This is a genomic window from Amnibacterium sp. CER49, from assembly GCF_029846255.1.
Lineage (GTDB): Bacteria > Actinomycetota > Actinomycetes > Actinomycetales > Microbacteriaceae > Amnibacterium.
In genome coordinates this window covers 1,039,437-1,062,359 of record NZ_JARVWQ010000001.1, presented here as the reverse complement: position 1 = coordinate 1,062,359, position 22,923 = coordinate 1,039,437, and the positions used below count along the sequence as shown (strand labels likewise).

The 22,923-nt window shown below is 73.0% G+C and carries 27 protein-coding genes and 3 tRNA genes; 21 read left to right on the top strand and 9 right to left on the bottom strand.

All coding sequences use genetic code 11. From position 1 onward, the window contains the following. Positions 1-535: 535 nt before the first annotated feature. The 3 genes from QDR37_RS05060 to QDR37_RS05050 all read right to left on the bottom strand — a co-directional run bounded on the left by QDR37_RS05060 (position 536) and on the right by QDR37_RS05050 (position 2,221). A tRNA-Met gene (locus QDR37_RS05060) sits at positions 536-609 on the bottom strand. Between the two features lie 34 nt (positions 610-643). Continuing rightward, positions 644-715, bottom strand: a tRNA-Thr gene (locus tag QDR37_RS05055). 627 nt (positions 716-1,342) lie between these two features. Then, on the bottom strand, positions 1,343-2,221 hold the full coding sequence (locus QDR37_RS05050; RefSeq protein WP_279712504.1) for an aldo/keto reductase: 879 nt from the start codon (positions 2,219-2,221) through the stop codon (positions 1,343-1,345). Between the two features lie 105 nt (positions 2,222-2,326). Here QDR37_RS05050 and QDR37_RS05045 point away from each other — a divergent pair, with 105 nt between their 5' ends. From QDR37_RS05045 to QDR37_RS05030, 4 genes are all read left to right on the top strand, one after another. Beyond that, positions 2,327-2,773, top strand: coding sequence for a MaoC family dehydratase N-terminal domain-containing protein (locus tag QDR37_RS05045; RefSeq protein ID WP_279712503.1), 447 nt, complete (start codon positions 2,327-2,329; stop codon positions 2,771-2,773). After that, entirely contained in the window at positions 2,770-3,186 is a 417-nt protein-coding gene (locus tag QDR37_RS05040; RefSeq protein WP_279712501.1) for a MaoC/PaaZ C-terminal domain-containing protein, read from the top strand. The genes QDR37_RS05045 and QDR37_RS05040 overlap by 4 nt, the downstream gene beginning before the upstream one ends. Before the next feature lie 5 nt (positions 3,187-3,191). Next, on the top strand, positions 3,192-4,391 hold the full coding sequence (locus tag QDR37_RS05035) for a UDP-N-acetylmuramate dehydrogenase (RefSeq protein ID WP_279713555.1): 1,200 nt from the start codon (positions 3,192-3,194) through the stop codon (positions 4,389-4,391). An 84-nt stretch (positions 4,392-4,475) separates the two neighbouring features. Next, a complete protein-coding gene (locus QDR37_RS05030) occupies positions 4,476-4,646 on the top strand; it encodes a CsbD family protein (protein WP_279712499.1) in 171 nt (56 codons plus the stop codon). Positions 4,647-4,707: 61 nt separating this feature from the next. On the opposite strand, the gene QDR37_RS05025 is transcribed toward QDR37_RS05030, so the two are convergent. Then, positions 4,708-4,932, bottom strand: a complete 225-nt coding sequence (locus QDR37_RS05025; RefSeq protein ID WP_279712498.1) for a hypothetical protein — start codon at positions 4,930-4,932, stop codon at positions 4,708-4,710. 240 nt (positions 4,933-5,172) lie between these two features. On the opposite strand from QDR37_RS05025, the gene QDR37_RS05020 reads away from it, so the two are divergent. Then, positions 5,173-5,730 carry a hypothetical protein gene (locus QDR37_RS05020; RefSeq protein WP_279712497.1) on the top strand — a complete coding sequence of 186 codons (558 nt, stop codon included), beginning with the start codon at positions 5,173-5,175 and terminating at the stop codon, positions 5,728-5,730. Between the two features lie 68 nt (positions 5,731-5,798). On the opposite strand, the gene QDR37_RS05015 is transcribed toward QDR37_RS05020, so the two are convergent. Next, the gene (locus QDR37_RS05015) at positions 5,799-7,064 is read right to left on the bottom strand and encodes a pyridoxal phosphate-dependent aminotransferase (RefSeq protein WP_279712496.1); all 1,266 of its coding nucleotides are present in this window, start codon (positions 7,062-7,064) and stop codon (positions 5,799-5,801) included. 81 nt (positions 7,065-7,145) lie between these two features. Between QDR37_RS05015 and QDR37_RS05010 the strand changes: the two genes are divergently transcribed. From QDR37_RS05010 to QDR37_RS04975, 8 genes are all read left to right on the top strand, one after another. Further along, complete coding sequence (locus QDR37_RS05010) at positions 7,146-7,913, top strand: glucose 1-dehydrogenase (protein WP_279712495.1); 768 nt, start codon at positions 7,146-7,148, stop codon at positions 7,911-7,913. Positions 7,914-8,130: 217 nt separating this feature from the next. Further along, positions 8,131-8,203 (top strand) — tRNA-Trp (locus QDR37_RS05005). Between the two features lie 30 nt (positions 8,204-8,233). Further along, positions 8,234-8,503 carry a preprotein translocase subunit SecE gene (gene secE, locus QDR37_RS05000; RefSeq protein WP_279712494.1) on the top strand — a complete coding sequence of 90 codons (270 nt, stop codon included), beginning with the start codon at positions 8,234-8,236 and terminating at the stop codon, positions 8,501-8,503. 94 nt (positions 8,504-8,597) lie between these two features. Beyond that, a complete protein-coding gene (locus QDR37_RS04995) occupies positions 8,598-9,647 on the top strand; it encodes a transcription termination/antitermination protein NusG (protein ID WP_279712493.1) in 1,050 nt (349 codons plus the stop codon). A gap of 253 nt (positions 9,648-9,900) precedes the next feature. Next, positions 9,901-10,329: a 50S ribosomal protein L11 gene (gene rplK / locus QDR37_RS04990; protein WP_279712492.1), complete on the top strand. Its 429-nt coding sequence runs from the start codon at positions 9,901-9,903 to the stop codon at positions 10,327-10,329. A 9-nt stretch (positions 10,330-10,338) separates the two neighbouring features. Further along, a complete protein-coding gene (gene rplA, locus QDR37_RS04985) occupies positions 10,339-11,031 on the top strand; it encodes a 50S ribosomal protein L1 (RefSeq protein ID WP_279712491.1) in 693 nt (230 codons plus the stop codon). A 166-nt stretch (positions 11,032-11,197) separates the two neighbouring features. Then, positions 11,198-11,959, top strand: coding sequence for a response regulator transcription factor (locus tag QDR37_RS04980; RefSeq protein WP_279712490.1), 762 nt, complete (start codon positions 11,198-11,200; stop codon positions 11,957-11,959). Positions 11,960-11,991: 32 nt separating this feature from the next. Further along, positions 11,992-13,482, top strand: a complete 1,491-nt coding sequence (locus QDR37_RS04975) for a HAMP domain-containing sensor histidine kinase (RefSeq protein WP_279712489.1) — start codon at positions 11,992-11,994, stop codon at positions 13,480-13,482. Between the two features lie 36 nt (positions 13,483-13,518). On the opposite strand, the gene QDR37_RS04970 is transcribed toward QDR37_RS04975, so the two are convergent. Then, positions 13,519-14,529 carry a PfkB family carbohydrate kinase gene (locus tag QDR37_RS04970; RefSeq protein ID WP_279712488.1) on the bottom strand — a complete coding sequence of 337 codons (1,011 nt, stop codon included), beginning with the start codon at positions 14,527-14,529 and terminating at the stop codon, positions 13,519-13,521. A gap of 347 nt (positions 14,530-14,876) precedes the next feature. Here QDR37_RS04970 and QDR37_RS04965 point away from each other — a divergent pair, with 347 nt between their 5' ends. Beyond that, complete coding sequence (locus QDR37_RS04965) at positions 14,877-15,362, top strand: 2-oxo-4-hydroxy-4-carboxy-5-ureidoimidazoline decarboxylase (protein ID WP_279712487.1); 486 nt, start codon at positions 14,877-14,879, stop codon at positions 15,360-15,362. Beyond that, positions 15,359-15,691 carry a hydroxyisourate hydrolase gene (uraH, locus tag QDR37_RS04960; RefSeq protein WP_279712486.1) on the top strand — a complete coding sequence of 111 codons (333 nt, stop codon included), beginning with the start codon at positions 15,359-15,361 and terminating at the stop codon, positions 15,689-15,691. Before QDR37_RS04965 ends, uraH begins: the two co-directional genes overlap by 4 nt. Here the strand turns inward: uraH and QDR37_RS04955 are convergent. Together QDR37_RS04955 and QDR37_RS04950 are read right to left on the bottom strand one after the other, a co-directional pair. Further along, entirely contained in the window at positions 15,676-16,395 is a 720-nt protein-coding gene (locus QDR37_RS04955; RefSeq protein ID WP_279712485.1) for an HAD family hydrolase, read from the bottom strand. The genes uraH and QDR37_RS04955 overlap by 16 nt on opposite strands. A gap of 131 nt (positions 16,396-16,526) precedes the next feature. Then, the gene (locus QDR37_RS04950; protein WP_279712484.1) at positions 16,527-18,254 is read right to left on the bottom strand and encodes a sodium:proton antiporter; all 1,728 of its coding nucleotides are present in this window, start codon (positions 18,252-18,254) and stop codon (positions 16,527-16,529) included. A 56-nt stretch (positions 18,255-18,310) separates the two neighbouring features. Here QDR37_RS04950 and QDR37_RS04945 point away from each other — a divergent pair, with 56 nt between their 5' ends. Continuing rightward, a complete protein-coding gene (locus tag QDR37_RS04945) occupies positions 18,311-19,084 on the top strand; it encodes a dienelactone hydrolase family protein (RefSeq protein ID WP_279712481.1) in 774 nt (257 codons plus the stop codon). A gap of 60 nt (positions 19,085-19,144) precedes the next feature. Here QDR37_RS04945 and QDR37_RS04940 read toward each other — a convergent pair whose 3' ends face one another. Further along, positions 19,145-19,729, bottom strand: a complete 585-nt coding sequence (locus QDR37_RS04940; RefSeq protein WP_279712480.1) for an NAD(P)H-dependent oxidoreductase — start codon at positions 19,727-19,729, stop codon at positions 19,145-19,147. Positions 19,730-19,814: 85 nt separating this feature from the next. Here QDR37_RS04940 and QDR37_RS04935 point away from each other — a divergent pair, with 85 nt between their 5' ends. The 5 genes from QDR37_RS04935 to folK all read left to right on the top strand — a co-directional run bounded on the left by QDR37_RS04935 (position 19,815) and on the right by folK (position 22,913). Further along, entirely contained in the window at positions 19,815-20,294 is a 480-nt protein-coding gene (locus QDR37_RS04935) for a helix-turn-helix domain-containing protein (protein WP_279712479.1), read from the top strand. A 72-nt stretch (positions 20,295-20,366) separates the two neighbouring features. After that, complete coding sequence (locus QDR37_RS04930) at positions 20,367-20,582, top strand: hypothetical protein (protein ID WP_279712478.1); 216 nt, start codon at positions 20,367-20,369, stop codon at positions 20,580-20,582. A 119-nt stretch (positions 20,583-20,701) separates the two neighbouring features. Continuing rightward, positions 20,702-21,271, top strand: a complete 570-nt coding sequence (gene folE / locus QDR37_RS04925; RefSeq protein WP_279712477.1) for a GTP cyclohydrolase I FolE — start codon at positions 20,702-20,704, stop codon at positions 21,269-21,271. Further along, positions 21,268-22,065: a dihydropteroate synthase gene (folP, locus tag QDR37_RS04920; protein ID WP_279712476.1), complete on the top strand. Its 798-nt coding sequence runs from the start codon at positions 21,268-21,270 to the stop codon at positions 22,063-22,065. Before folE ends, folP begins: the two co-directional genes overlap by 4 nt. Then, entirely contained in the window at positions 22,062-22,913 is an 852-nt protein-coding gene (gene folK, locus QDR37_RS04915; protein WP_279712474.1) for a 2-amino-4-hydroxy-6-hydroxymethyldihydropteridine diphosphokinase, read from the top strand. Before folP ends, folK begins: the two co-directional genes overlap by 4 nt. Positions 22,914-22,923 lie beyond the last annotated feature (10 nt).

Genomic DNA, 22,923 nt, shown 5'->3' with positions numbered 1-22,923 from the left:
CTCGACACGCCGCGCCTTTCCCATCGGCGATTCTCTGCGTGAGCGGGAACAGTGCGAAGGCGGCTCAAGCCCAAGACCCCTCGCCAGGTGCCTCGTCGGGTCCGAGAAATGTTGGTGCGTCTTGCCCTGCCCTGGGCTGCCACTTCGCCTGGCGCCGCTTCTGAACCACCCACGCACAACGTGAAGTCGTGAGCGGGTGGTTCGGGAGCGCAGGTGTGGCAGGCCAGGACAGGGCAAGCAAGTGGAAGGGGGGGGTCACCGCGCTCGACCAGGCGGGGCTCTCGGCCCGGGCGATCGCCGAGCACTTCGGGCACGAGGACCCGTCGATCACGCAGGACGTGCACATGGGGAAGAACACCGGCGGCAAGCGCGCCGCGAAGGCGCTCGGAAGCGTGCTCGGCGAGTCGGCGGAGCGGGGCCGCTCGAACCCGCAAACCCCGTTATGGACGCGATCCGAAGTGCGGAGTTCGTGCGGGGCCGGCGTACCCGCTGACACGACGAAGGCCCGGAGATCCGCTGGATTCCGGGCCTGCTGTAGCGGGGGCGGGACTTGAACCCGCGACACCACGATTATGAGCCGTGTGCTCTAACCACCTGAGCTACCCCGCCGCGGGAATCCGGCGTGCGAGACGCTCGGAGACCGAGCCCCGAAAGGGGATTGAACCCTTGACCTTCTCCTTACCATGGAGATGCTCTACCACTGAGCTATCGGGGCGCTGCTCGGCCCGTCCGGGCCGGAAGCAGCAACGAGCGTAGCATCCCGGGCCGCCCCGCCCGCCGTCGTGGCGGCCGCTGCGGATGTGTGTCCGCGCCGCTCGCGTCGGGCCGCTCGGGGCGCTCGGGCTGCCGTCCTGCCCACCCTCCTCCGGCCCGCGCAGGGGGCCGGCATCAGCGCGACACGCCGAGCGGTCATGCGTCTCGAGCCCGAGATCCGCGCCGTTCCGGGGAACACGCCCCGAAGGAGCAGAACACAACATGTAGGGGCTGGCGCCGGAACACGGGCGGATATATGGTGGTTGCACACCGCGAGAGCGGAACGAACGCACTACCGCAACAGCACCGCGACACGCAAGCCGACAGGCACTCGAGCCGGTCGGCACCGTGATCGCGAGGACAGGGGAGGTCCGCCATGAACTTCGACACCGAGAGCATCGACGGCTACGCCGTGCCGATGGACCCGATGGACCTCCTGCAGTGCGACAGCTGCCAGTGACCCTCTGACCGTCCGGTCCGAAGCGCCCCGCGAATCCCGATCGCGGGGCGCTTCGTCGTTCCCGGGCGGTCGGCGAGCACAGCAGAAGGGGTGGAGCGTGACGCGCTCCACCCCTTCTGCCTTCGAGGGTCAGGCCTGGCTGAGGCGCTGCACCTCGTCGTCGTCGAGGTGCAGCTCGGCCGCCCGCGCCGAGTCCTGGATGCTCTGCGGGCGCGAGGCGCCCGGGATCGGGATCACCACGGGGGAGAGCGCGAGCTCCCACGCCAGACAGACCTGCTGCGGGCTCACGCCGTGCGCGTCCGCGACCTCCTGGAACGCGACGAACGACGAGCCGAGGTCGCCGGCCTTGCCGATGCCGCCGAGCGGGCTCCACGGCAGGAACGCGATGCCGAGGTCGCTGCAGAGCTCGAGCTCGCGCATCGACGTGCGGAAGGCGGGCGAGAACTGGTTCTGCACCGACGCGAGCCGGCCGCCGAGGATCTCGTTCGCCTCCTGGATCTGGTCGGGGTCGGCGTTCGAGATGCCGGCCATCTCGATGACGCCCGAGTCGAGCAGGTGCTTCAGTGCTCCGATCGAGTCGGCGTACGACACGTGCGGGTCGGGCCGATGGAACTGGTAGAGCCCGATCGACTCGACGCCGAGGCGTGCGCGCGAGGCCTCCGCGGCGGCGATGAGGTGCTCCGCGGTGCCGTCGATCGTCCAGGAGCCGTCGCCGGGGCGCAGGTGGCCGCCCTTCGTCGCGACGAGCACGCCGGAGGCGTCGCCCTCGTAGCTGTCGAGCGCGCGGGCGATGAGCTCCTCGTTGTGGCCGACCTCGTCGGCGAGGAGGTGGTAGGCGTCGGCGGTGTCGATGAGGGTGACGCCCGCGTCGAGCGCCGCGTGGATGGTCGCGATGGAGCGGGCCTCGTCGGGGCGTCCCTCGATCGACATGGGCATCGCCCCGAGCCCGATCGCGCTGACGGTGCGGGAGCCGAGGATCCGGGTGGGAAGCGTGGTGGTCGTAGCCATGCCGCAAGTCTTCGCCGCGCCGGGTGAGCGCTCCCTCTGAGCCGTACCTCTCTATAGGGGCGCATGGCGGACCGGCGGGAACAGGGGGCCCAGTACGATTCCGGCATGGCCGTCAACGCCGACCTCGCGGGCACCGCGTACCCCGAGACCGAGCCGTACCTCGTCGGCCGAGAGAAGGTGCGCGAGTTCGCGCGAGCCACCGGATCCACCGATCCGGTGGCGCTCGATCCCGCTGCCGCCGAGGCCGCCGGCTTCGCCGACGTGGTCGCGCCGCCGACCTTCGCCGTCGTGGTGCAGGACCGCACGCTCGGCCAGCTGCTCGCCGACGAGCGCGCCGGCATCGACTTCTCCCGCGTCGTGCACGGCGACCAGCGCTTCACCTACTCGCGCCCGATCGTCGCCGGCGACCTGCTCACCGCGCGGATGACCGTCACCTCGGTGAAGACCCTCGGTGGCAACGCGATGGTGACCGCCGAGTCCGACATCCGCGACGCCGCGGGGGAGCACGTCGTCACGGCGGTCTCGACGCTCGTCGTGCGGGGGGACGCATGAGCGACGCGCTCGCCGTCGGCGACGTCGTCGCGACCGGCCGCTTCCCGATCGACCGCGACGCGCTCGTCCGCTACGCGGGGGCCTCGGGCGACTTCAACCCCATCCACTACCGCGACGACGTCGCGCAGTCGGTCGGGCTGCCGGGCGTGCTCGCCCACGGCATGCTCACGATGGGGCTCGCGGTGCAGCCCGTCGTCAACCGCTTCGGTAGCGCCCGCATCCGCGACTACCAGGTGCGCTTCACGCGGCCCGTCCCGGTGCCCCCCGAGGGGGAGGTCGTGCTCGAGGTCGAGGCGAAGGTCGCCCGGATCGACGAGGAGCAGGGCACCGCGCGGGTGGATCTCACCGTGCGGGTCGACGACGCGACCGTGCTCGGACGCGCCCAGGTGGTCGTCGCGCTGGAGAGCCGCTGATGCCGATGACGTCCGCGGTGCCGCTCGCCGAGCTCACCACGCTGCACGTCGGGGGCCCGGCGCGCGAGGTCGTCACCGCGACGACGCGGGACGAGCTGATCGAGGCCGCCCGGACGGCGTGGTCGACGGGGGAGGAGCTGTTCGTCCTCGGCGGCGGGTCGAACGTGGTCTTCGCCGACGAGGGCTTCGACGGCACCGTGCTCCGCGTCGCCACGAAGGGCGTCGAGCGGCTGCCGCAGACGGCCCAGTCCGCGGTGCCGGCGGTGCCCGCGAGCGACGAGGACCGGCTGCGGTCGCTCTCCCGCTCGCTGCGGCCCCCGCAGCAGCGCGTCCCCGTCCGGGTGCGGGTCGAGGCCGGCGAGGACTGGGATGCCTTCACCGCTTACACGGTCGAGCAGGGCTGGAGCGGCATCGAGGCCCTCTCCGGCGTTCCCGGCTCCTGCGGGGCCGCGCCGATCCAGAACATCGGCGCCTACGGGCAGGAGCTCGCCGCCACCCTCGTCGCCGTCGAGTTCCTCGACCGCGCCACCTTCGAGGTGAGCCGGATCCCGGCCTCCGAGCTGCAGCTCGGGTACCGCACCAGCGTCTTCAAGCAGGGCCGCGAGGGCGTCGTGCTCTCGATCGAGCTGCTGCTGCACGCCGCCGAGCCGGGCAAACCGGCGCTCTCGGCCCCGATCGCCTACGCGCAGCTCGCCGACGCCCTCGGTGTGCCGCTCGGCACCCGGGTGCCCGTACAGGCGCTCCGCGACGCGGTGCTCGAGCTCCGCCGGCGCAAGGGCATGGTCGTCGACCCGCAGGATCCCGACTCGGTGAGCGTCGGGTCGTTCTTCACGAACCCGATCGTGAGCGAGTCGTTCGCGCGCACGCTGCCGGCGTCCGCACCGCGCTGGCCGACGACCGCGGACGAGCCGGACGTCGTCGTGCCGCTCGGCGAGGACCTGCCGCAGCGACCGTCCCGCCATGCCGAGCCGCGCGTGAAGCTGTCGGCCGCCTGGCTGATCGAGCACGCCGGCATCCGCCGGGGTTTCTCCCTGCCCGGCTCGAGCGCACACATCTCGTCGAAGCACACGCTCGCCATCGTGAACGGCGGCGGCGCGGGTGCCGAGCAGGTGCTCGAGCTCGCGCGCTACATCCGCAACCTCGTGCAGATCGAGTTCGGCGTGCTGCTGCAGGCCGAGCCGTCGATCATCGGCGCCACGCTCTGATCCGCTCTTCAGCAACCTTTCGAGATTCTTCAGGCGTTCCCCAAGCGCCGGTGGGACTCTCTTCGAAAGGAAGGAGCCGACCACATGGCTGCAGACGACAAGATCTCCAACGCAACCGAGAAGCTCGGCGGCAAGGCCGAGAAGGCCTTCGGGCGCGCAACCGGCGACGACGAGAAGGTCGCCGAGGGTCAGGCCCACGAGACCAAGGGCTCGCTCAAGCAGGCCGGCGAGAACGTCAAGGACGCGTTCCGCTGATCCGCTGGAACAGGAGGAGCGGCGCCACCCCGCGGCGCCGCTCCTTCTTTCCTGCGCGCCGCTAGGCGATCCGCAGGTGGCTGCGGTCCCGGCTCGGCGCGTTCGAGCGGCGCGGCAGCAGCGCCCGCGCGATCCGCCCGGTCAGCGCGCCGGTCTCGCTCACCGTCTCGAGGCCGCAGGCGGTGCAGGAGCGCACAGTCCATCCGGCCCCGTTCGCGACCCGCAGCGCGCCGCCGCAGCAGAGGCAGGTGGGGCCGCCGAGGTCGCCGAGCTCGTCGTCGAACATGCGGCCTCCAGCACTCGTCGTGATTCCGCCGGCGCTCGGCCGGTGGCCCCGGAAGGGGTGGCAGCAGTATCCCGGCGAGGCACGTCGTGACCTCGTCGTGACACGCGGACGCCGTCCTTCCGCCTCCGCTCGAGATGCGCTGGCAGTCCGCCCTGGACCCCGCGGCGGGGGTCCGAAAGCCCCTGACCTCCCAGCCGCCCGCGCCGACACTGGGGTCTCGGCAACCGAAAGGAGATCCCGATGTCGCAGCGACAGACCGTGATCCGCAGCCTGCACGACCTCGGCCTCGCCGCCTGGTTCGGTGGCACCCTCATGGGTGCGGTGGGCCTGAACGGCGCGACCGCCAAGGCGAAGGACCCGACCGAGCGGCTCCGCCTCTCGTCCATCGGCTGGGGCAGGTGGACCCCGGTGCAGGGCCTCGCGCTCGCCGCCCACGGCATCGGCGGGCTCGGCCTCATCCTCGGCAACAAGGGCCGCCTCGCCGTGCAGGGCGAGGCCCGCACGAACACCGTCGTCAAGCTCGGCCTGACGGTCGTCGCCGGCGCCGCGTCGGTGTACTCCGGCTTCCTCGGCACACGGATCGCGAAGCACGCGGACGAGGGCGCCGAGGGCGTCACCGAGCCGGGCGTCACCTCGTCGCCCGCCCTCGCGTCGGCGCAGCGCCAGCAGAAGGTGCTGCAGTGGACCCTTCCGCTGCTCACGGGTGTGCTCGTGGTGCTCGCGGCCCAGCAGGGCGAGCAGCAGCGGCCGGTCTCCGGCTTCTTCAACAAGGCCTTCGAGGCGATCCGGGGCCACTGACCCCACCCGCGCGTGCTCATGCCGTCGGATGCATGAGCACGCGCGGGTCGACCGCGGAACGGCCCCGATCAGGCGCGGAAGAACTCCGCGAGCCGGGCGACGCCCTCGGCGAGCGCGTCGTCGCCGAGCGCGTAGCTGAACCGCAGGTAGCCGCTCGGCCCGAAGGCCTCACCGGGGACCACGGCGACCTCGCAGCGGTCGAGCAGCAGGTCGGCGAGCTCGAGCGTCGTCGCGGGCGTCACGCCGCCCCACTCGCGACCGAGCAGCTCGGTCACGTCGGGGTAGACGTAGAAGGCGCCCTCCGGTGTGGGCGTGCGGAACCCGGGGATCGCGTTCAGGCCGGACACGATGGCCTTGCGGCGCCGGTCGAACGCCTGCCGCATCGCCTCGATCGGCTCCGTCGGCCCGGTGAGGGCGGCGATCGCGGCGCGCTGCGCGACGTTCGAGACGTTCGACGACAGGTGGGACTGCAGGTCGCCCGCGCCCTTCACCACCGCGGCCGGTCCGACGAGCCAGCCGACCCGCCAGCCGGTCATGGCGTAGGTCTTCGCGACGCCGTTCACGAGCACCGTCTGCTCGGCGAGCTCGGGCACCGCCTCGACGATCGAGACCGCCCGCACGCCGTCGTAGACGAGGTTCTGGTAGATCTCGTCGCTGATCACCCAGACGCCGTGCTCGAGAGACCACTCGCCGATCGCACGGGTCTCGTCGGGGGAGTAGACCGACCCGGTCGGGTTCGAGGGCGAGACGAAGATGATCGCCTTCGTCCGCGGGGTGCGGGCGGCCTCGAGCTGCTCCACGCTGACGCGGTAGTCCTGGTCGGCGCCGGCGAAGACGGCGACGGGGACGCCGCCCGCCAGCTTCACGACCTCGGGGTACGTCACCCAGTACGGCGACGGGATCAGCACCTCGTCGCCCTCGCCGACGAGCGTCTGCACCGCCTCGTAGACGGCCTGCTTGCCGCCGTTCGTCACGATCACGGCGCTCGGTGCCACCTCGAGGCCGCTGTCGTGCCGCGTCTTCTCCGCGATCGCCTCGCGCAGCTCGGGCAGCCCGGCGGCCGCCGTGTAGTGGTGGTTGCGGGGGTCGCGGGCGGCCTGCTCCGCGGCCTCGACGACGTGGGCGGGGCTGTCGAAGTCGGGCTCGCCGGCGGCGTAGGAGACGACGGGGCGCCCGGCGGCCTTCAGCGCCTTCGCCTTCGCGTCGACCTTGAGGGTGGCCGACTCGGCGATGCCGGCGACGCGTGGCGAGATCGGGGCGAGGGAAGCGCGAGGCACGGCTTCAGAGCCTACCGAGCGCGACCCGGTGACCCCAGAGGCCGCGGCGCTCAGCATCCGCGCGGCGGAGGCACAGCGGGCGAGGTCACGATGCGAAGCGTTGCATCACGTGAACAGTCGGGCAGGAAGGGGAGCGCAGTGCTGCTTTCGGACAAGGTCATCGTCGTCACCGGCGGCAACAGCGGGATCGGTGCCGCCATCTGCAAGGCCGCCGCGGCCGAGGGGGCGAAGGTCGTCATCGACTACGTCGCCCACGAGGACGCCACGGAGCAGCTCGTGAACGAGATCAAGGGCGCCGGCGGCGAGGCGACGGGCGTCGAGGCCGACATCTCGAAGCCCGACGACCTGCACCGGATGATGCAGACGGCCGTCGACACCTACGGGCGTCTCGACGTGCTCGTGAACAACGCGGGGATCGAGACGCGGCAGTCGCTGCTCGACAGCACCGAGGACGACTACGACAAGGTCATGGCCGTCAACATGAAGAGCGCGTTCTTCGCGTCGCAGGCGGCCGCGAAGCAGTTCATCGCCCAGAGGACGCCGGGCCTCATCCTGAACATCTCGTCGGTGCACGAGGACTGGCCGATGCCCGGCAACATCGCCTACTGCGTCTCGAAGGGCGGCATGCGCATGCTGGCCCGCACGGCGGGTGTCGAGCTCGGCCCGCACGGCATCCGCATGGTCAACATCGCGCCGGGCGCCGTCGACACCCCGATCAACGCCTCGACGACGAGCAACACGGAGCTGCTCGGCAAGCTCACCGACGCGATCCCGCTGCACCGCGTCGCCGAGCCGTCCGACATCGCCGACGTCGTCGTCTTCCTCGCGTCGGGCAAGGCGTCGTACATGACGTCGACCACCGTCGTCGTCGACGGGGGCATCATGCAGGGCTCCGTGGGGCTGTGAGTCGCCGGTCTCGGATGCGTGAACGCCTCCGAGACGTGGCGGCGGTCCGGAACGGCTCCCGCTGCGGGGTGGCGCCCCCTCCGCGGGGCGCGCGGGTGCCTGCGCTACACTCGGGGCTCAGTCGGAGCCGAGCGCTCGCTTCGGCGTGCCCGGCCGCATCCGCCTTCCGCGTGGTGCTGCGGGTGCGTCCGGAGGACCAGCGGTCTCCGGCGGCCCTAGGGCGGTGGCTCAATTGGTAGAGCAGCGGTCTCCAAAACCGCAGGTTGCAGGTTCGAGTCCTGTCCGCCCTGCGAGGAACGCGAACGAGGGAAGGACCTGAGGTGGCGCGCAGACTGCTCGACACGCCCGGCGAGGACGTCGCCGTCGCGAAGCTCGAGCGACAGGCGCGCCGCGGCCCGTTCGCCCGCATCGCGCTCTTCCTCCGCCAGGTCATCGCCGAGCTGCGCAAGGTGGTCGCTCCCACCCGTCGCGAGCTCGTGACCTACACCGCGGTCGTGCTCGGCTTCGTCGTCGTGATGATGGCGGTCGTGTACGTGCTGGACCTCGCGTTCAGCGCCCTCGTGGTGTTCCTCTTCGGCGGAGCGAGCTGACTTCGTTTCCCCTCATGGCGCGGCGCACCCATGCCGGCGCCGGCGCGGCCCCAGACGGGCCGTGGACTTGACGACGAGAAGGACCTGATTCCAAGTGGCGAGAGCATCCCGTGACGACCTCGACCTCGAGCCGGAGCTCGAGCAGGACGCCGGACCCGAGGAGGCCGACCAGCACCAGTTCGGCACCGACGACAGCCACCTGCCGAGCCACCGCGAGGAGCTCGAGGAGGCGGCCGAGGGCGAGGGCCTGAACATCGTCGACGACGACCCGGAGGACGAGCAGGAGGAGCTCGACGCGATCGAGCTCGCCGCGGACCCTGAGGCCGACCGCGCCGTCGACGAGGCGCTCGAGGTCCACGACCCCGCCGACTACGAGGCCGCCGCGGAGGCGACCGACGACGAGACCGACGAGGCGTTCACCGAGGCGACCGCGACGGGTGCGGAGGGCGCTGCCGAGGGCATCGCCGCCGACGTCGCCGACGTCGCGCAGGACGAGGAGACCGAGGAGCCCGAGGTCGACCCGTACGAGGCGTTCCGCCGCGAGCTCCGCGCCAAGCCGGGCAAGTGGTACGTCATCCACTCCTACGCCGGCTTCGAGAAGCGCGTGAAGCAGAACATCGAGCAGCGCAAGGGCTCGCTCGGCCAGGAGGACAGCGTCTTCGAGGTCCAGGTCCCCATGGAGGACGTGGTCGAGATCAAGAACGGCCAGCGCAAGCTCGTGAACCGGGTGCGCATCCCCGGGTACGTGCTCGTCCGCATGGACCTCAACGAGGAGTCGTGGTCCGTCGTCCGGCACACCCCGGGCGTGACCGGCTTCGTCGGCAACTCGCACAACCCGACGCCCCTGCGGTTCCAGGAGGCGTTCGACATGCTGAAGAGCACGGTGCAGGTCGCCGAGGCGCCCGTGAAGGGCGCGGCCGCCGGCAAGGCCGGTGGCCGCGGCGTCGCCGCCCGTGCGCCGATCCCCGCCGAGGTCGACTTCGAGGCCGGTGAGACGATCACCATCAAGGAGGGCTCGTTCGCGGGCCTCCCCGGCACGATCAGCGAGATCAAGCCGGAGAGCGGCAAGCTCACGGTGCTCGTCTCGCTCTTCGAGCGCGAGACCCCCGTCGAGCTCAGCTTCGACCAGGTGACGAAGCTGTAGCCGATGGTCTTGGATGCGCGAACGCATCCAAGACGCGCGCTGGAGCTCAGAGGGACGGCCATTTCTGGCCGTCCCCACGACGCCAGCGCCGAGGGCCGTCCCGGCCCTCGGTACCCGTGGCTGCACCAGCCGCGAGCGCGGGTAGAATCGTCTGTCGGCCTTCGGGCCGTCGGGAACCACGGCACGCATCGGGCGTGCGCGTGGGAGCAGACGAGCGGCAGCCGCCGCCCGTCTTCGAACAAGGAGAAGAAGCATGGCTCGCCAGAAGAAGGTGACCGGCCTGATCAAGCTCCAGATCAAGGCCGGCGCTGCCAACCCGGCGCCGCCGATCGGCCCTGCGCTCGGTCAGCACGGTGTCAACATCATGGAGTTCTGCAAGGCGTACAACGCCGCCACCGAGGCGCAGCGCGGCAACGTCATCCCGGTCGAGATCACGGTCTACGAGGACCGCACGTTCACGTTCGTGCTGAAGACCCCGCCGGCCGCCGAGCTCATCAAGAAGGCCGCGGGCGTCGCCAAGGGCTCCGCCACGCCGCACACGGTGAAGACCGGCCGGCTCACGCGCGACCAGGTGCGCGAGATCGCGGCGCAGAAGCAGCCCGACCTCAACGCGAACGACCTGGACGCGGCCGCGAAGATCATCGCCGGCACCGCGCGCTCCATGGGCATCACGGTCGAGTAGGGGACGACGATGGCGAAGCACTCCAAGGCCTACCGCGAGGCGGCGGCCAAGCTCGAGTCCGGCAGGTTCTACAGCCCGGAGGAGGCCGTCGGCCTCGCGAAGGTGACCGGCTCGAAGAAGTTCGACTCGACCGTCGAGGTCGCGCTGAAGCTCGGCGTCGACGTCCGCAAGGCCGACCAGATCGTCCGCGGCACCGTCAGCCTGCCCCACGGCACCGGCAAGACCGCCCGCGTCATCGTGTTCGCGGTCGGCCCCGCCGCCGAGGCCGCGGTCGCCGCCGGCGCCGACGAGGTCGGCGGCGACGAGCTGATCGCCCGCGTCGCGGGCGGCTGGACCGACTTCGACGCCGCCGTCGCGACGCCGGACATGATGGGCAAGGTCGGCCGCCTCGGCCGTGTGCTCGGCCCGCGCGGTCTCATGCCGAACCCGCGCACGGGCACCGTCACCCCGGACGCGGCCCGCGCCGTGTCCGAGATCAAGGGCGGCCGCATCGAGTTCCGCACCGACAAGCACTCGAACGTGCACTTCGTGGTCGGCAAGGCCGGCTTCACGGAGGAGCAGCTGAACGACAACTTCAAGGCCGCGGTCGACGAGGTCGTGCGCCTCAAGCCCGCCGCCGCGAAGGGCCGGTACATCCAGAAGGCGTCGGTCTCGACGACCTTCGGCCCGGGCATCCCGGTGGACGTCGCCGCGCTCGCCTGAGCACCGCGCACGTCTGCAGCGAAGGGTCGGCACCTCTCGGGGTGCCGGCCCTTCCTCGTCCCCGCGAGGGGCCGGTCCTCTCGGGCGGTCGCGTCCATCCCCCGTTCCCTGAGTCATCGTGGGCTGCTCATACTCGGTTCATAGGGAACGGATCGACACTGATCCGGTGACCAGCACCACTCGTACCGGCGCCCCGACGGACACCGCGGCACGCGCCCGCCTCAAGCACGCCGACGGCAGCCCCATCCGCGTCCTCGTGGTCGACGACGAGCCGACCCTCACCGACCTCCTGCAGATGGCGCTGCGCTACGAGGGCTGGGAGGTGAAGACGGCTGCCGACGGCCGGCACGCGCTCACCCTCGCCAGGGAGTTCCGGCCGGACGCGATCGTGCTCGACATGATGCTGCCCGACATCGACGGCATGCAGGTGCTCTCCCGCCTCCGTCAGGACGGCCAGCAGACCGCCGTGCTCTTCCTCACGGCGAAGGACTCGCTCGAGGACCGCATCAACGGGCTCACGGCGGGCGGCGACGACTACGTGACGAAGCCGTTCAGCCTCGAGGAGCTCGTCGCACGACTGCGCGGCCTCATCCGTCGCTCCATGCTCACGGCGAGCGACGAGGAGGACCCGCGCCTCGTCGTCGGCGATCTCGTGCTCGACGAGGACAGCCACGAGGTGTCGCGCAGCGGCGACGCGATCGAGCTGACGGCCACCGAGTTCGAGCTGCTGCGCTACCTCATGCGCAACCCGCGGCGCGTGCTGTCGAAGACGCAGATCCTCGACCGGGTCTGGAACTACGACTTCGGCGGCAAGTCGAGCGTCGTCGAGATCTACATCTCCTACCTGCGCCGCAAGATCGACGCCGGCCGCAAGCCGATGATCCACACGGTCCGCGGCGCGGGCTACATGCTGAAGGCCGCCGACTGAGGCGCCCGCCGCGCCTCGACCGCCACCCCCTCATGGACCCGCACGCCTGGACGCTGCGCACCCGGCTCATCGCGGTGATGGTGGCGCTCGTCGCAGCGACGAGCGTCGTGATCGGCGCCGTGACGCTGATCGTGCTCTCGCGCATCTACTCGAGCCAGTTCGACCTCCAGGTGCAGAACGCGGCGCAGAACGTCGGGCAGATCATCCGCGAGACCGACGGCGACCAGATGAACCCGCGGTTCGCCGACCAGGCGGTCATCATCGTCGGCCCCACCGCGACCGGTGGCACGGTGGGGTACTACCTGCACGGCGAGTCCCGGACCCCGCTCACGGAGGCGCAGCTGCGCCCCATCCTCGCGCTGGGGCGGGACCCGCAGCTCTCCCGGCCGAACGCGACCCCGCGGGCGCTGCAGGTGCCCGGCTACGGCGAGTACCGCTTCGTCGGCGCCGCACCCTTCACGAACGTGCTCGTCGGCGAGTCGAGCTCCCAGCTCAACCGGCAGATCGGGCTCGTGCTGCTGCCGATCACGCTCGTGGTCGTCGCTGCGATCGTGCTCGCCGCGCTGATCGGCGCGCTCGTGGTCGGGCGCGCGCTCCGTCCGCTGCGCCGGGTCGCGACCGTCGCCTCGAACGTGGCCGGGATGCGGCTCGACCGCGGGGACGTGCACCTCGTGCAGCGCGTCCCCGGTCGGTACACGAACCCGCACACCGAGGTCGGCCAGGTCGGCAGCGCGCTCAACAGCCTCCTCGAGTCCGTCGAGAGCGCGCTCGCCGTGCGGCAGGCGAGCGAGGAGAAGGTGCGCACCTTCGTCGCCGACGCGAGCCACGAGCTGCGCACCCCGCTCGCCTCCATCCGCGGCTACGCGGAGCTCACCCGCCGCTTCGGGGGCGACCTCGACGAGACGGTGCAGCACAACATCGGGCGCATCGAGTCGGAGGCGCAGCGCATGACGGCGCTCGTCGAGGACCTGCTGCTGCTCGCGCGACTCGACGCCGAGCGCGAGCTCGACACCACCGACGTCGACCTCTCGCGCCTGCTCGTCGACGTGGTGAGCGACGCGCACGCCGCGGGCCGCGACCACGAGTGGGACTTCGAGCTGCCCGACGAGCCGGTGGTCGTGCGCGGCGACGACGCCAAGCTGCACCAGGTGTTCACGAACCTGCTCGCGAACGCCCGGGTGCACACGCCCGCAGGCACCGCCGTCACCGTCGAGCTGCGACCCCCGGTGGGCGACCGCGTCACCGTGCTCGTCAAGGACACGGGGCCCGGCATCCCGCCCGAGCTGCAGCCCAACCTCTTCCAGCGCTTCGTGCGCGGCGACTCGTCGCGGCAGCGCAGGACGGGCAGCACCGGGCTCGGCCTGTCGATCGTGAACGCGGTCGTGGAGGCCCACCACGGAACGGTGACCGTCGAGTCGCAGCCGGGATCGACGGTGTTCACCGTGACGCTGCCGGTGCACCAGCCAGCGGTCACGGAGCCTGCGCCCGCCCCGTCGCCGTCTCCCGAGCCGGTCCCCGCCTGAGCCGGCAGGCGTCCGCGCTCCTCGGGGAGCGAGGCGTCAGGCGCGGGTCAGGAGGTGCGTGCCCTCGAGGAGCTCGCGCTTCGGATCCGGCTGCTGCACGACCGGCACGGGCGCGTCCTCGAGCCCGGAGATGAGGGTCGTCGGCAGCGACACGGCGAGCGCGCCCCAGGAGACGGCCGTGCCGAGGCCGTGCGCGAGATCGAGCGGCGGGGTGCCGCCCGCAATCCGCGCCTCGGGCCGGATCGCGTCGCTGAGGAAGCCTGCGAGCGTCGCGTCGCCGGCGCCCGTCGTGTTCACGAGCGAGGGCGCGACCGCGGCGCCCCAGACGGCGTCGTCGGCGGTGACCGCGAGCGCGCCGTCGGCGCCGAGCGAGACGAGCGCGACCTCGACGCCGAGCGCGTTCAGCTCGCGGCCCGCATCGAGCGCCTCGCCGACCGTGACGAGGTTGCGGCCCACGAGGTTCGCGAGCTCGTCGGCGTTCGGCTTGATGAGGTTCACGAGGCCGCTGCGGGTCCAGCGCTCGAGCGGCACGCCGCTCGTGTCGAGCGCGACCCGCGCCCCGGTCTCGCGGGTGCGCTCGAACAGGTCGGTCATGTCGACGAAGTCGTTCGTGTCGCTGTTGAACGGGTGCACGCCCGAGACGACGAGCCAGTCGGCGTCCATCTCGGCCAGCTGCTCGACGGCCAGGTCGACCACGCGCGCCCAGTCGGCGGACGACATCGGGATCGCGCTCTGGTTCACGTTCGTGGTGCGGCCGCCGCCCTCGACGATCGCGGTGTTCACCCGGATGCGGCCGAGGATCGGCACGATCCGCAGGATGTGCGGCGACGGGGTGCGGAACAGCAGGTGCTCGTCGTCGCGCCCGATGGGCATGACCGCCGCGACCGGCACCCGCGCGAGGTGCAGCGTGCGGGCCACGTTGAGGCCCTTGCCGCTCATGTACTCGTGGACCTCGACGGCCCGGTTCACCTTGCCCTGGGCGAGCGACGACACGAGGTACGTGCGGTCGAGCACCGGCGCAGGGGTCAGGGTGACGACGCCGCTCATCCCGGTCCTCCCGATATCCGCGCGGTGGGGCCGCGCACGGTCCCGCACTCTACTGAGCCCCGCACTGGTGCGCCGTGCGCGCCCAGCGCGTCGGCCGTCCGGCGCGGACGAACGCGAGCGCGGCGAGCAGGGCCGCGAGCAGCGCGACGGCGAGCCCGCCTGCCCGCGAGGGCGACCGCGAGGGCGGTGCCCGTGCCGAGGGCCGCGACCTCGGCCCGTCGCCCGATCGCAGGGAGCGGGATCCGGCGGCGTCGTTCCATCGCCGTCGGCCCCGGTCGCTCCCTCTGAGCCCGGACGCGGGGCCGATCGGTAGGGTGGCGCGGTCGGACCGGAGCCGGAGGCGCGGAGTGATCGAGCTGCAGGACGAGGCCGCCCGCGAGCGGCTGACGGCCGCCCTGCCGGTGCGGCGGTGGATCGACGAGCTCGTCGCCGGCGGCCCCTACGCGTCCGTCGACGAGCTCGTGGCGGCGGCCGAGTCCGCGGCGGCGACGCTCTCCGACACCGAGGTCGACGAGGCTGCCGCGTCGACGTCGGCGGCGGGCGAGCGGGTCGCGAGCGACGGCACGAGCGCGGTCCGCGTCGCGCAGGAGCAGGCGGGCCTCGAGCGCAGCGAGGAGGGCGCCGATGCGGGCGTCTCCCGCGGCGCCGAGGTCTACCGGCAGCGCTTCGGCCGGACGTTCGTGATCGACGCCGACGGCCGTACGCAGCAGGACCTGCTCGACGAGCTGCAGCGCCGCCTCAAGAACGATCCCGCCGACGAGGCGGCGGAGGCCAAGGCCCAGGTCGCCCGTATCGCCGCGCGCCGCCTGCGCGCGCTGTTCGAGGCGTCGTGAGCCGCGTCAGCACCTCGGTGCTCGACGCGGCGTTCGGTCAGCCCGCGGTCGGGGTGGGCGTGACCCTCGACCGCCAGTCGGACGACCGCTGGAGCGAGGTCGCGAGCGGCGCCACCGACGCGGAGGGACGCGTCGCCGGCCTGGGACCGGACCGGCTGCCCGACGGCGTCTACCGCCTCACGTTCGCCACCGGCGACTACTTCGAGGCCACGCACCGCCCCGCGTTCTACCCGGAGGTGCAGGTCATGTTCCACGCGACCGGCGCCGAGCACTATCACCTGCCGCTGCTGCTCAGCCCGTTCGCGTACTCGACCTACCGGGGCGCCTGACCGAGCAGGGCCGGCAGCGCCGTGAGCGCGGTCACCTCGTGGTCCGGCTCCGGCGCCCCCTCGGGTCGCGGCCGGCCGGTGCGGTTGACCCAGACCGGCACGAGGCCGGCGCGACGGGCGCCGAGCACATCGACGCCGAGGTTGTCGCCGACGAACCAGGTGGCCGCAGGTTCGAGCCCCCCGAGCGCGAGCGCGGCCTCGAAGACGCCCCGGTCGGGCTTCGCGACACCGACCTCGCTCGAGATCACGACCGGGTCGAGCCCGTCGTCGAGGCCGACCGCGGCGAGCTTGTCGCGCTGCAGCACCGCCGCGCCGTTCGTGACGAGGCCGACCCGGTGCCCTCCTGCCCGCAGGGCATGGAGCGCGGGCAGCACGTCGGGGAAGAGCCGCACGACCCGGCGCTCCCGCTCCCGGAAGGTGCGCGAGGCGAGCGCGACGAGCGCCTCGTCGTGCAGGCCGCACCGGGCGAGCGTGCCGCGCCAGGCGCGGTCGCTGATCCCCGCGCCGGGCAGCGTGCCGAGCATCCAGTCGTCCTCGACCTCGGGCCAGAGCTCCTGCCACTCGGCCGTGTTCGCCGCGACGACCGCGTCGGCGTCGAGGCCCGGCACCGCCGCGGCGAGCGCGTCGGCGGCGCCACGCACCGCGAGCGGCAGATCGGCGCCGTCGAGGAGCGTCCCGTCGAGGTCGAACAGCACCGCCGTCATCCGCCGATCCTCGCAGGCGCCGCTCGGCACCCCACGTCCGGTCGGTTCCGGCCACGGCGGGCCGGACGGGGCGCCCGGTGCGGCCGGAGTCGCCCGTCCTCGCGTGAGCGCTCGCCGCGGCCCGGGCGGGATCAGATCGGATCGGTGATGCGGTCCTCGCGGGCGTCGGCGAGGTCGAGCACGTCCTGCGCCGTCGTGATCGCGCGGGTGCTGTAGGTGCCCACGGCCCGGGCGTCGAGCAGCTCGTCGCGCGCCGCCTGCCGCATGCGGCGGCGCAGCACGATCAGCTGGTCGTGCAGGTCGGAGCGGGTGCCGTCGGTGTCGCCGTCGGACTCCTCGATGTCGGCGGGGGAGACGCCGTACCGCTCGCGGAGCAGCTCGAGCACCCGGGGGTCCGCCGGCTGATCGCCGACCGTCGTGCGCTGCGGGTCGTCGAGCAGCGCGATCGACGCCTGCCGCACGTGGTCGAGCAGCTCGCGCACCTCCTCCCGTCGCTCGCGGCGGCCGGCGCCGCGGATGCCCACGGTGCGGATCACGAGCGGCAGCGTGCCGCCGAAGCCGAGCAGCGTGACGACCGCGACGGTGAACGCGATGAGCACGAGCAGCGGCCGCTGCGGGAACCGCTCGGGCAGCGACTGCGCCGCGGCGAGCGTCACCACGCCGCGCATCCCCGACCAGCCGACGACGGTGGCGCCGCGCCAGCTCAGCCCGTTCTCGCGGAGGAACAGCAGGTCGGCGCGCTTGCGGGCGACGGTGCGTTCGGCGCGATCCATCCGCGCGGCCTCGCGGTCGTCGTGCGCGTCGGCGGCGTCGAGCTCGCGGGCCTTCTCCTCGAGGGCGTGCTGCTTCGACAGCAGGCGGTGCTCCCGGGACCGCAGCACCGGCAGCTCGCCCGCCACGTACAGCACCCGGACGAGGAACAGGGCGGCGACGAGCAGCAGACCGAGGCCCGCGGCCGTCATGAGCGTCGAGCGGCCGCCGAGCGCGTGCACGAGCGGCCGGAGCTCGAGGCCCATGACGAGGAACACGGCGTGCTCGAGCACGAACTGCACGGTGCGCCAGTTCGTGTGGTCGTTGAGGCGCTGCCCCGCCTCGAACCGCGACCGGCCGCGGGCCCCCGTGACGAGACCGGCGACGACCGCCGCGAGCACGCCCGAGGCGCCGAGCCGCTCAGCGGGCAGGTAGGCGATGAACGGCACGACGAACGAGATGGTGGTCGTGAGCACCGGGTCGGACAGCCGGGCGCGGATCGCCACCGTGACGTATCCGGCGACGAGCCCGACCGCGACCGCGCCCACGACGGCGTAGAGGAACTGCCCGCCGGTGACCAGCAGGTCGACGGTGCCGGCGGTCGCGGCGGCGGTGAACGAGCGCAGCAGCACGAGCGCGGTCGCGTCGTTGACGAGGCTCTCGCCCTCGAGGACCGTCACCACCCGCTCCGGCAGCCCGAGCCGCTTCGCGATCGCCGTGGCGGCGACGGCGTCGGTCGGGCTGATCACCGCGCCCACGGCGAGGGCGGCGAAGACGCCGATCCCCGGCACGAGGGCGGTGAGGGCGAGCCCGGTCACCGCGGTCGAGACCGCGACGAGCACCACCGCGAGGCTCCCGATCGGCACCGCGTTGCGGCGGAAGTCGCTCGTCGGCAGGTTCACCGCGGTCGCGTAGAGCAGTGGCGGCAGCACGCCCTCGAGGATCCACTGCGGCGGCACCCGCACGTCGGGCACGAAGGGCAGGAAGCCGACCCCCACGCCGACGAGCAGCAGGACCAGCGGCGAGGCGATGCCGGTCCGGTTCGAGAACGCGGCGACGAGCACGATCAGCACGAGGCCCGCGATCAGGAGGACGCCCTGGTCGATCATCCCCGCCCTTCCGGCCCGTCTGCGAACGCCCAGATCCTCGCATCGAGGATGGCGCCATGCCTTCCTACGCCGCAGCGCTCGAGACGATCCTGAACCGCGAGACCCCGCCTCAGGGCGGCACGACCGGCGCCGACGTCGCCTACGCCGTCGACGGGGTACCGTGCACGGGCTACCTCGCGAGACCTGCGGTGGCCGCGGACCCGCTCCCCGCGGTGCTCGTGCTCCACGACTGGCTCGGCCCGTCCGACACCGTGCGGATGCGCTGCGACATGCTCGCCCGGCTCGGCTACCTCGCCTTCGCCGGCGACCTCTACGGCGACGAGCTGCGTCCCGGCCCCGCCGACGCCGCCCAGGCCGCGGGCTCGTTCTACGGCGACGTGCCGTTCTGGCGTACCCGCATCGTCGGCGCCTATGAGCGGATGCTCGCCGAGCCGCTCGCCGACGCGCGCCGCACCGCCGCCATCGGCTACTGCTTCGGCGGCTCCGGCGCCCTGCAGCTCGCCCGTACGGGGGCGCCGCTGAAGGCGGTGGTCAGCTTCCACGGCGCCCTGTCGACCGGCCCCGAGGGCGAGGCGGAGCGCATCCGGGCGAAGCTGCTCGTGCTCACCGGGGCGATCGACCCGGTGGTGCCCGACGAGGCCGTGCAGGCCTTCCAGGAGGAGCTGCGTCGCGTGCCGGTGCTCGACTGGCAGGTGATCACCTACTCGGGCGCGATGCACGCCTTCACGATCCCGGACGCGAACTCGCCCGACCACGGGGCGATGTTCGACGCGACCGCGGAGCGCCGCAGCTGGGTCGCGATGCGCGACTTCTTCGCCGAGGTGCTCTGACGGCAACGGCGGCGGGGCGGCCCGCACCGGACCGCCGCGCCGCCGTTCCCGGTTCCGGCGTCAGGCCGCCTGGAAGGCGCCCTCGCGCACCGAGCGCATCGCGAGCGCCCAGGTCTCGAGCTGGTCGAACAGCACCTGCGCGGCGTCCGCGTGCTGCGGGCCGGGGGTGAAGCGGCGCATCTGCTCGAAGTCGGTGAAGAGCGAGAAGCCGAGCTGCTGGCGCACGTGCGCGAGCTGCAGCTCGGACGCGATGCCGCGGAGGTGCTCCACGGCGCGGGCGCCGCCCATCGAGCCGTAGGCGACGAAGGCGGCCGCCTTGTTGTTCCACTCGGCGTAGAGGTAGTCGATCGCGTTCTTCAGCGCGCCCGGGATCGAGTGGTTGTACTCCGGGGTGACGAAGACGAAGCCGTCGTACGCGGCGACGGTCTCGGCCCAGCGCACCACGTCGTCCTTGGTGGACGGCGCGTAGGCGGGCGAGATGGCCTCGTCGAAGGGCGGAAGCGGGAAGTCGGCGAGGTCGAGGATCTCGTAGGTGGCGCCCGGGCGCCCTGCCGCCTGCTCGAGGACCCAGCGGGCGACGGCCTCGCCGTTGCGGGTCGGGCGGGTGCTGCCGACGAGGATGGCGATGCGGAGCTGCTCGGCCATGGTGTCCTTCCTGTTGGAGGTTGACGTGTCACCAGTATGCACGAATCGGTGACATGTCAACGACACGGCTGCTACGCTCATGCGCATGTCGGACCCCACCGGTCTCGACCCCGCCGACTGGTCGATGTGGCGCGCGTTCTCGGGGATGCGCGAGGCGCTCGACCGCGCTCTCGAGCAGCGCGTGCAGCGCGACGCGGGCATCTCGACCGCCGACTTCGACGTGCTCCGCACGCTCGCCGCGGCCGACGGGCGGCAGCTGCGGGCCGGGGCGCTCGCCGAGTCGCTCGCGTGGGAGAAGAGCCGCATCTCGCACCAGGTGCGGCGCATGGCCGATCGCGGCCTCGTGATCCGCGCCGACTGCCCCACGGACGCCCGCGGCACGTGGGTCGTGCTCGCGCCCGCCGGCGCCGAGGCGCTCGCCGCAGCGTCCTGCGGCTACGTCGACGTGCTCCGCCGTGCCTTCTTCGACGAGCTCAGCCCGGCCGAGAAGCGCGCTCTGCAGGCGGTCTCGCAACGGGCGCGGGAGGCGATCCGCGGCGTCGGCTCCGAGGTCCCGGTCGGTTGACGGCCCCGGCGTGCTCACCGTTCTCGCAGCCGGCGTCGGCATCGTGAGCCACGTCGGAAGGACGCACACGGAATGAACCCCATCAAGGCACTGGTCGACGCCGGCTTCAAGAGCGAGTACGCCTACTGGGGCGGCTTCGTCTCCATCGGTCTCAGCTTCACCGCGTGGGCGCTGTCGCAGGCGAACAACTCCTCCGACCGCGCGCAGTCGGATCGCTGGGGCATCTTCGTCGGGCACTGGGCGCCCACCTTCTTCGCGCTCGGCATCGCCCTCAAGCTCGAGGAGTAGCCCCTCGCCCCCCTCGATCTGCAGGATCGTGCGTCCCGACCGCTTCGGAACGCACGATCCTGCGGAACGAGTGCGTGGACGGTGTGACATGACGCGCGCGGATGCGGTTGCATGGTCGGGTGACCGACCTGCCCCGAGCCGCGCGCGCCGTCGCGGAGCTGCTCGCCGCGCTCGGTGAGGACGTCCGCCGCCCCGGCCTCGCCCGCACCCCCGACCTCGTCGCGGCCGCCGCGGCCGAGCTCTTCGCCGGCGTCGGTCAGGACCCCGCGGCGCTGCTCGCCGCCGGACCCGCGGTGGACGGTCCCGACGGCGTGCCCGTGGCGCTCACCGGCATCCCCTTCCGCTCGCTCTGCGAGCACCACCTGCTGCCGTTCGCCGGCACGGTGTCGGTCGTCTACCGGCCCGCCGGTCGCCTCGCGGGGCTCGGCACCCTCGTGCGCGCCGTCGAGCTCGCGAGCGCCAGGCCCACGGTGCAGGAGCGGCTCACCGACGAGCTCGCCGCCGCCCTCGAGCGCGGGCTCGGCGCCGCCGGGGTCCTCGTCCGCGCAGAGGCCGACCACGCCTGCCTCTGGGCGCGCGGCACCCGCACGCGCGGCGCCACCCTCGTGACGCTCGCCGCGCGCGGCGTGTACGGCGGCCCGGCGCGGGCCGAGGCGCTCGCGCTGCTGCCGCCCGCGGGCTCCCGATGAGCCGGCCCCTCGTCCTCGGGGTGCTCAACGTGACGCCCGACTCGTTCAGCGACGGCGGCGAGCACCTCGCTCCCGATGCCGCGGTCGCGCACGGGCTGCGCCTCACCGCCGACGGGGCCGACCTCGTCGACGTGGGCGGCGAGTCGACCAGGCCCGGCGCCGCGCCGGTGACCCCGGCCGAGGAGGCCGGACGGGTGCTACCGGTCGTCGCCGCGCTCGTCGCCGAAGGCGTCCGCGTGAGCATCGACACGGTGCACGCGTCGACCGCAGAGGCCGCCGTCGATGCCGGCGCGGTCGTGGTGAACGACGTCTCGGGCGGCACGGCCGACCCGAGGATGCTGGCCGCCGTCGCCGCCACCGGCGCGGAGTACGTCGTCATGCACTCCCTCGGGCCGGCCGGCGCGGCGGTGACGTACCGCGACGTGGTCCGCGAGGTCGCCGACGAGCTCGAGCGACGCGTCGCTGCGGCCGTCGCAGCAGGGATCCCCGAGCAGCGCATCGTGATCGACCCGGGGCTCGGGTTCGCGAAGGGCGCCGCCGACAACTGGCGACTGCTCGCCGCCCTGCCCGCCTTCGTCGCGACCGGCCGTCGCGTGCTCGTCGGCGCCTCACGCAAGCGGTTCCTCGGTGCGCTGCTGCCCGACGGGGCACCCATGGCGGCGCGCGACCTGCCGACCGCGGTCGTGAGCGCCCTCGCGGCCCGCGACGGCGCCTGGGCGGTGCGGGTGCACGACGTCGCCGCGACCCGCCTCGCGCTCGAGGTCGCCGCGCGCGCGGCGGAGGGGACGGCATGACCACGTTCGCGCACGACCGGATCACCCTGACCGGGCTGCGCGTCGAGGCGAACCACGGGGTGCTGCCCGAGGAGCGGCAGCGGCTGCAGCCGTTCGTGATCGACGTCGAGCTCACGGTGCCGCTCGGCGTCGCCGCGGCCACCGACGACGTCGCGGCCACCGTGCACTACGGCCTCCTCGCCGAGCGCCTCACGGCCGCGGCGACGGCGGACCCCGTCGACCTCATCGAGACGCTGGCCGAGCGGCTCGCCCGCGTCGCGCTCGAGGACGAGCTCGTCGACGAGGTGCGTCTCACGGTGCACAAGCCGGAGGCGCCGATCCCGCTGCCGTTCGCGGACGTCGCCGTCACCGTCGTGCGCCGGCGACCCGTCGCCGCCGTGCCGGTGGTTCTCGCGCTCGGCGGCAACGAGGGCGACCGTGAGGCGATCCAGCAGGGGGCGCTCGCTGCGCTCCGCCGCCTGCCGGGGCTCGTCGTCACCGCCGTGTCCAGCCCGGTCGAGACGGTCGCCGTCACCCTGGACGGCCCCGACGAGACGCGACCGCGCTACCTGAACCGGGTCGTCCTCGGCGAGACCGACCTGCCTGCGCCGCAGCTGCTCGCCGCGCTGCACGGCGTCGAGCGGGTCTTCGGGCGCGTCCGTGCCGAGCGCTGGGGCGACCGCACCCTCGATCTCGACCTCGTCACCTACGGCGAGGCCCGCATCGACGACCGGGGGCTCGTCGTGCCGCATCCGCGCGCCGGGCAGCGCGAGTTCGTGCTCGCACCGTGGCTCGAGCTCGACCCCGAGGCGGTGCTGCCGGGCGCCGGGCGGGTCGCAGACCTGCTCGCCCGCCTTCGGGACGGCTGACCGCGCTCCC